Genomic DNA, 6,716 nt, shown 5'->3' with positions numbered 1-6,716 from the left:
GAGCCGATACTATCTATGATCGCCGCGGCAACGATACGATTAAATTTAAAGAGGGAATCTCTTTAAATGATCTAATCGTAAAAAGAGCTGACAAGAATATCGATAACCTTGAAATTTCTATCAAAGGAACCGAAGATAAGATAACTATAAATAATACTTATTGGAGCGGAACTGTTTATGAGGGTGGCATGATAGAGAATTTCGAATTCGCAGACGGAACCAAACTATCTTTTAGCGAGCTTGAAAAGCAGACTATGTTTAATGGAACCGATGGCAACGATATTATCCATGGCGCCAATGCTAATGATGAAATCCACGGAGGAGCCGGAGATGATACTATTATCTCTAATAGCGGTGATGATATCCTTTATGGTGAAGTCGGCAACGATACTCTTTTTGCGGGAAGCGGAGATGATATCCTTTATGGTGGTGAAGGCAACGACAAGCTTTATGGACAGGACGGTAACGATAATTTTTACGGTGGTAATGGCGACGATACTCTTTATGGAGATAACGGTAACGATATCTTAGAGGGCGGAGCAGGCAATGATCATCTAGAGGGCGGAGAGCACGATGATACTTATGTTTTCGGAAGAGGAGATGGAGCCGATACTATCTATGATCGCCGCGGCAACGATACGATTAAATTTAAAGAGGGGATAAACAAAGAAAACATCACCTTCCAAAGAGTTGCTAATGATTTGGTTCTAAAATACGGCGAAAACGACACCGTCCGTATAAATAATCAATTCGGCGGCTCGTCTATCGAGCAGATCGCGCTTGCTAGCGGAGAGTATATCACTGCTAGCAAGATAAATAAGATCATCGAAGATATTAACGCTTACGCTTCCAATAACGGTATGAGCAATATCTCGATTGATGATATGAAAAATAATCCGGATATCATGCAGATGTTTGCGAGCGGCTGGGGGAATTAATCGCCCCCCGCCCCCGTCTACTCTAACCCAGGGCTGCGCGCTCTCTCAATGCTACATGTTGCTCTGCTAACGACTACTCGTAAAACGCCGCCGGTTGCTCGCAAAAGCTACCGGCGGTGACAATCCTGCCCCTCGCAGAGATATTGTTCGCTTGGATTGCTGTCGTCCGCTAGGATAAAAAACATCTCAGATGAAAAGTAGCTGTTCAAACGGTGTGCCCAACCAGGTGAGATAGCTAATCGCTCGGACAAGGGCAGCTCTGTTGAACTACATTTGGCTGGAGGCTCGCCTGCTAGAATGAACGGCAGCTCAAGATAGAGGCAGTAGCTATCCACCCTGCTTCGGCACTACATTAAAAATTTATCAAGAGGACGTCCTTGCTTGCGTTAAATTTAAAGTGAGGTCGCGCTAGGACAGACAGGATAGGCAGTCGCTCAAACGAACAGTGTATTTGAGCAGAGACTTATCCACTATGGTAAATAGCCGCCTACCTCTCTCTTCCTATCCTACCTTACGCTAAGTCCTTCGTCTAGGTATTTGATGACGGGGTAGATAAATAGCTCTATTACGCGCCGTTTGCCTACTTTTACTTCGGCAGTTACGCTCATACCGGGCTCGATCTCTTTCTTAACGCCGTCTACTATTAAAAAAGTAGAATCGGGTCTAATCTTTACTTCGTAGATCTCTCCCAGCTTCTCATCGTTTATCGCATCGTTTGCTATGTGGATTAGCTTGCCTTCTAGCTTGCCGTATTTTTGAAAGTCGAAGGTCTGAACTTTAATGGCTACACTTTGATTGTTTTCCAGATAGCCTATGTCTTTATTAAGCACGTTTGCTTTGATGATCAAAGGCTTATCGCTAGGCACTATAGAGATTAAATTTTCTTGATTTGTGATGGCGGTTCCTTGCGTATTTACAAGTAGCTTTCCCACGAAGCCGTCAACGGGAGAGGAGATGATCTGCTGTCTGGTTTGAAACAAGATCGCATTGATCTCCGCTTTTAGCGAGCTTGCTTCCTTCTGTTTGGCTAGCATCTCATCGAGCCATTTAGATATGCTTTGGCTTTTAAAGGCCTCCAGCTCTTTAGCTAGCTCATCTAAATTCGCTCTTTGCTCGGCAAGCTTTTCTTTTGAAATTTTAAGATTGGAGTTTAGCTCGATTACCTTGGATTTGAGCTCATATAGATCCTTGCGCGCTATTATATCTTTTACTTTGTTTAGATTGTTTAGTCTTGCTTCATCTATCTTTAAAATTCCGCTTAGCCTCTCGACTTCTAAATTGGTGGAATTTATCCCCATTTGCAGCGCTTGCATTTTTAGATTATAGACATTTATGCTCTCTTCGTAATTTGATTTTTGCGTATTGTATAAGCTCAGCTCATCGGCGCTGATATTGGCGTCCAAGCTTTTACCCGAGCTTAGAGCGTCGAGCCTTTTTATCGAGTATTCAAGTAGAGCTAGGCTTTCTTGCTTGGTGGATAAATTTACCGTAGAGACGCTAGGATCGATTAAGATTAGATGATCGCCCTTTTTTACTCTATCACCCTCTTTTACTAAAATTTTAGAGACGACGCCGCTTTCGAGCGATTTTAAAATTTTGATCTCGCCGTCGGGCACGACCTTGCCGTTAGCGCTTACTACGATATCAACTTTAGCAAATACCATCCACAGCACGGCAAATATCAAAGCCCCGCAAGCGATCCATAAGATAGATCTTCCTAAAGGGTTTTGCGGAGCGTCCTCTATCTCGATTAAAAGAGGCTTAAACTCGTTTGAATCATCCTCTATTCTTTCAAAAATTTTTAGCATTGTTTGCAACTTTAATCTAATAAATTATTTCATAGCATGGCTATTGCGTTTAAATATCGCTAATATTTTTATGGCGCCTTTGCTTGCGCGAAACGGCACCGTATAGCCTTTAAAAACCAGATCTCTAGTATCTTTACGATTTAGCTTAGGATTTTTTCTAAAACTATACGGGCGATTTGGAATGTCTGAAATTTTAACAATCAAATCATCCGCAAACTTAGCCGCCCTTTCGGGACTATCCTGCGCGATAAACATAATAATTTTATCCAAATCATTAAGGAATTCTTCGCTGTAGACAAGCTTCATATCTTAGGCCATTTTTTTAAAAAGCTTATTTAGGTGCTCCAATAGTTCCTCATGCGAGTGGTATTTCAGCTCGCCTCTATCGTCGGCATCCGAAATTTCCATAAGTCTAGCTTCATCCTGCGGGCTTAAATAATCGGGCTCATTATAGCTAATAACGGCGGTAGGATCATTTGCGATTATATCCTCTATGGCTTTAAGCGTTTTAGCGTTTGACGTTTGAATATTTATTGATGCAAGCATAGTTTATCCTTGTAGAAATCTAATTGAATTATGCCATAAATTTATAATAAAGCTCTTAAAGGCGGCGGCGCGCAATAAATGGGTTTAAATTTAAAAGCGCTCTTGAGTTAAATTTTATCCCGCCCTGCCCTTCGACCTACCCTAGCTGCTTATCGTATAGGCTCTTGTAGTAGCCGCCCAGAGCCATTAGCTCCTCGTGCTTTCCGCGCTCTACGATCTCGCCCTTATCAAGTACTAAAATTTCATCGCAATTCTTGACGGAATTTAGCCTATGCGCGATAATGATGAAGGTTTTTCCCTTTTTGATCTCGCTTAAATTTTTATTTATGATGCTTTCACTTTCATAATCAAGCGCGGAGGTCGCCTCATCAAAGATCAAAATTTTAGGATTATTTATGAGCGCTCTAGCGATTGCGATGCGCTGTTTTTGTCCGCCGCTAAGGCTTGAGCCGCGCTCGCCTACGAAGGTATCGTAACCTCCCGCAAGCTCTGCGATAAAATCATGAGCGCCTGCGATCTTGCTAACCCTGATGATCTCCTCCATACTCGCTCCGCTTGCGGCAAAGGCGATATTTTCTTTGATACTGCCGCTAAATAGATAGTTTTCCTGAAGGACTACGCCGATGTTTTGCCTCAAAAGATATGGATTTAGATGTCTGATATCTATGCCGTCGATATAAACGGCGCCCGAGCTTTGCAGATAGAGCCGCTCGATCAGCTTTGTGATAGTGCTTTTGCCGCTGCCGCTTCTACCGACTATGCCTACGCTTTTGCCGGGAGCGACGTGAAAGCTGATATCTTTTAGTACCAAATTTAGATCCGGTCTATATCTGAAATTTACGGCGTCAAATTTTATATCCCCTTCTATATTATTTAGCGCGATCGGCTTATCGGTGCTCTGCTCGGTTGGAGTATTTAATATATCTCCTAGCCTATCTACGCTAAGAAGGGCTTGCTGAAACTCATTCCAAAGACCCACGAGCCTCATTACAGGAGCGCTAAATTGCCCCGCAAACATCTGAAAGGCGATGAGCTGACCGACGCTCAGCTTGCCTTCGATCACAAGCCCTACGCCGAAATATAAAATGCAAAGCGTCATAAGCTTTTGCAGTGCGGAGGCAAAGCCGCTTGCGACATTGCTTAAATTTGAAAGATTAAAAGATGAGCGGACGTATCTGCCTAGATTTTCCTCCCACATCTTTTGCATACTGCCCTCAATCGCTAGAGATTTTACTGTCTGCATTCCGGTTACTGCTTCTACTAGATAGGAGTTTGAAGCGGCTCCCATTTGAAATTTATCCTCTAGCCTCTTTCTAAGCACGGGGGTAATGAAAAAGTAGATCGCAGCAATTACGCTTATAAATGCGATTGCAATTAGCGTGAGTTTAATGCTGTAAAGCAGCATCATAAAGACAAATACGAAGCTAAATAAAATATCAAGTAGCACGCTTACGCTTTTATTTGCGATAAACTCTCTTATGCTATCTAGTTCTCGCACTCTAGCTACTATGTTTCCAACCTTGCGGTTCTCAAAGTAGGTCATCGGAAGCAGAGCCAAATGGCTAAAAAGCTCGCTTCCTAGCCTGGCGTCAATTTTAGTAGTAGTGTGCGCGAATATATAATTTCTACTTAGGCTTAAAAGCATCTCAAATATGATGGTCGCCAAAAATGCAAATGCAATGACATTTAGCGTGCTAATGCTATGATGAGTTAAAACCTTATCGAGCACCACCTGCGTAAAAAGAGGTGTAACAAGACCGAAAAGCTGCATTATAAATGAGGCCAAAAGCACTTCAAATACCACTCTTTTAAAGCTTAACATCCGCTTGTAAAACCAGGCAAAGCCGAATTTGATCTGAGAATTCAGAGTTTTATGAGCTAACACTATAAACTCGCCGCTACAAAGATCAAATAGTTCGTTCGCGCCTAGCTCTTTTACGGAATTTCCGCCGTCAAATACGATAAATTTAATAGCTGCTTCTGGCTCTTGTGAAGATTTGGATAGAGGGGATTTGGATGAGCGGGGAGCTTTAGCCTCTTTGGCGGAGGAATGGGATGAGTTTGCAGAGGATAAAGACGGCGTATCTTTGGAATTTGCGCTATTTATATCAGCTGCTGTCTTGTTAGTATTTGCCGCTTTAATATCCGCTTTACTTTGTTGCTCGATCTTTAGGACGTTAAAATAGCTTCCGTCCTTTTTCTGAAGGATAAAGGGAGGCTTATATCGCATCAAATTTGAAAGATTTAGCTTTTTGATTTTAGCCTTAAACTCGCAATGCTTAGCCATACGCACCAGCTCTTCTATCTGCGGCTCCTCGCTGCTTAGCGCAAATTTATTTATAAGCGCCTTGGCATCGAATGGGATATGATTTACGGCGGCTATCAGACCTAGCGAGCCCAGGGCGGTTTGCATCGGATACCTTTGAGTGAAATTTGAAAGAATTCTATTAAGTCTATTTGAAACGGGGCTTAAATTCGGAAGGAATTTTAAAGAAATTTAAGAGATTGAGAGAATTTGTGAAACCAATAATAGTACGGTGGGAATGAATAGCTAGGAAAGCGCTAAAAATTTAAGAAGCCGCTTTAAAACAAAGCTTGGAAATATTTTATAAAGCTTAAGCATACTTTTATAAATACGGCTATATAATCCGCAACAAGGGATAACAAGAAAAGGACTGATATGAAATTCTACAGGTCTATTAAATTTAAAGCCTTGGCAGGCACGCTGCTTCTTATAATAATACTTTGCGCCGCATTTATTCGCATCATCCCCGATTACTCCACTTCACGAGGCTTCGCCGTTGTTTCTCTTTCCGACTACAACAAATACAAGCAAGGATACTGCCTAAAAGAGGATAGAATTTTACCTAAAGAGGAGCTGTATAAACGCGCCGTCGGAGAATTTTTAGATAAAGAAATTACTGTATTAAAAAAGATCGCAAAGTATAGAGAAAACGACGGCATAAAATCTAAGTATCCTACCGATTATTATGAGATGAAAGACTTGAGCTTTGAAAATTATCTTGAAATTTTAAAAAACAAGAGCGATAGCGTAGAAACCGTTGAGGATTTATATATGACGAAACTACAGGCGAGCGCAACGGATCCAAAACAATATTTGAAAGTCGATAGCGTCAATAAAATAGGCGGTTTTACAAAACCTTTGATTTTGTGTTTCGAGGATAGCATCTTTCTTATGTTGGATAAAAATTATATCATCGGAAATGACTTTTTACAATCCAAGTCTATTTTGCTATTTCATAAAATTCCGACTGAATATAATTTAAAAACATACTATGAAAAACCCACTAATTCGCCCGAGTATTATTTTGATAATTGCGGCGACGTAAAATACGATGTAGAAAAAGAATACCTGGAAGGCAGGGAACTTACAGGCGGTTGAAAAGCCAAGCAAATAACTGAA

6 protein-coding genes are annotated in these 6,716 nt (G+C 41.4%); 2 read left to right on the top strand and 4 right to left on the bottom strand.

The window, feature by feature from the left end; all coding sequences use genetic code 11:
* Positions 1-938: calcium-binding protein (locus Q0135_RS01480; protein WP_297987693.1), on the top strand; the 938-nt coding region annotated here is incomplete at its 5' end.
* 506 nt (positions 939-1,444) lie between these two features.
* On the opposite strand, the gene Q0135_RS01475 is transcribed toward Q0135_RS01480, so the two are convergent.
* From Q0135_RS01475 to Q0135_RS01460, 4 genes are all read right to left on the bottom strand, one after another.
* The gene (locus Q0135_RS01475; protein ID WP_297987691.1) at positions 1,445-2,746 is read right to left on the bottom strand and encodes an HlyD family type I secretion periplasmic adaptor subunit; all 1,302 of its coding nucleotides are present in this window, start codon (positions 2,744-2,746) and stop codon (positions 1,445-1,447) included.
* Positions 2,747-2,770: 24 nt separating this feature from the next.
* Positions 2,771-3,052: a type II toxin-antitoxin system RelE/ParE family toxin gene (locus tag Q0135_RS01470; RefSeq protein WP_297987689.1), complete on the bottom strand. Its 282-nt coding sequence runs from the start codon at positions 3,050-3,052 to the stop codon at positions 2,771-2,773.
* A 3-nt stretch (positions 3,053-3,055) separates the two neighbouring features.
* Complete coding sequence (locus Q0135_RS01465; RefSeq protein WP_297987687.1) at positions 3,056-3,292, bottom strand: hypothetical protein; 237 nt, start codon at positions 3,290-3,292, stop codon at positions 3,056-3,058.
* Between the two features lie 136 nt (positions 3,293-3,428).
* Complete coding sequence (locus tag Q0135_RS01460; RefSeq protein WP_297987685.1) at positions 3,429-5,705, bottom strand: type I secretion system permease/ATPase; 2,277 nt, start codon at positions 5,703-5,705, stop codon at positions 3,429-3,431.
* Positions 5,706-5,972: 267 nt separating this feature from the next.
* Here Q0135_RS01460 and Q0135_RS01455 point away from each other — a divergent pair, with 267 nt between their 5' ends.
* Positions 5,973-6,695 (top strand): hypothetical protein, encoded by a 723-nt coding sequence (locus Q0135_RS01455; RefSeq protein WP_297987683.1) that lies wholly within the window; start codon positions 5,973-5,975, stop codon positions 6,693-6,695.
* Positions 6,696-6,716: the final 21 nt, after the last annotated feature.

The sequence above is a fragment of the uncultured Campylobacter sp. genome (assembly GCF_937981295.1).
Taxonomy (GTDB): Bacteria; Campylobacterota; Campylobacteria; order Campylobacterales; family Campylobacteraceae; genus Campylobacter_B.
This window is presented reverse-complemented; position numbering and strand designations above follow the sequence as displayed.

Excerpts from the sequence above, each read along its gene's own strand:
- Q0135_RS01475 (WP_297987691.1), bottom strand. The coding sequence starts at position 2,746 with ATGCTAAAAATTTTTGAAAGAATAGAGGATGATTCAAACGAGTTTAAG.
- Q0135_RS01470 (WP_297987689.1), bottom strand. The coding sequence starts at position 3,052 with ATGAAGCTTGTCTACAGCGAAGAATTCCTTAATGATTTGGATAAAATT.
- Q0135_RS01465 (WP_297987687.1), bottom strand. The coding sequence starts at position 3,292 with ATGCTTGCATCAATAAATATTCAAACGTCAAACGCTAAAACGCTTAAA.
- Q0135_RS01460 (WP_297987685.1), bottom strand. The coding sequence starts at position 5,705 with ATGCAAACCGCCCTGGGCTCGCTAGGTCTGATAGCCGCCGTAAATCAT.
- Q0135_RS01455 (WP_297987683.1), top strand. The coding sequence starts at position 5,973 with ATGAAATTCTACAGGTCTATTAAATTTAAAGCCTTGGCAGGCACGCTG.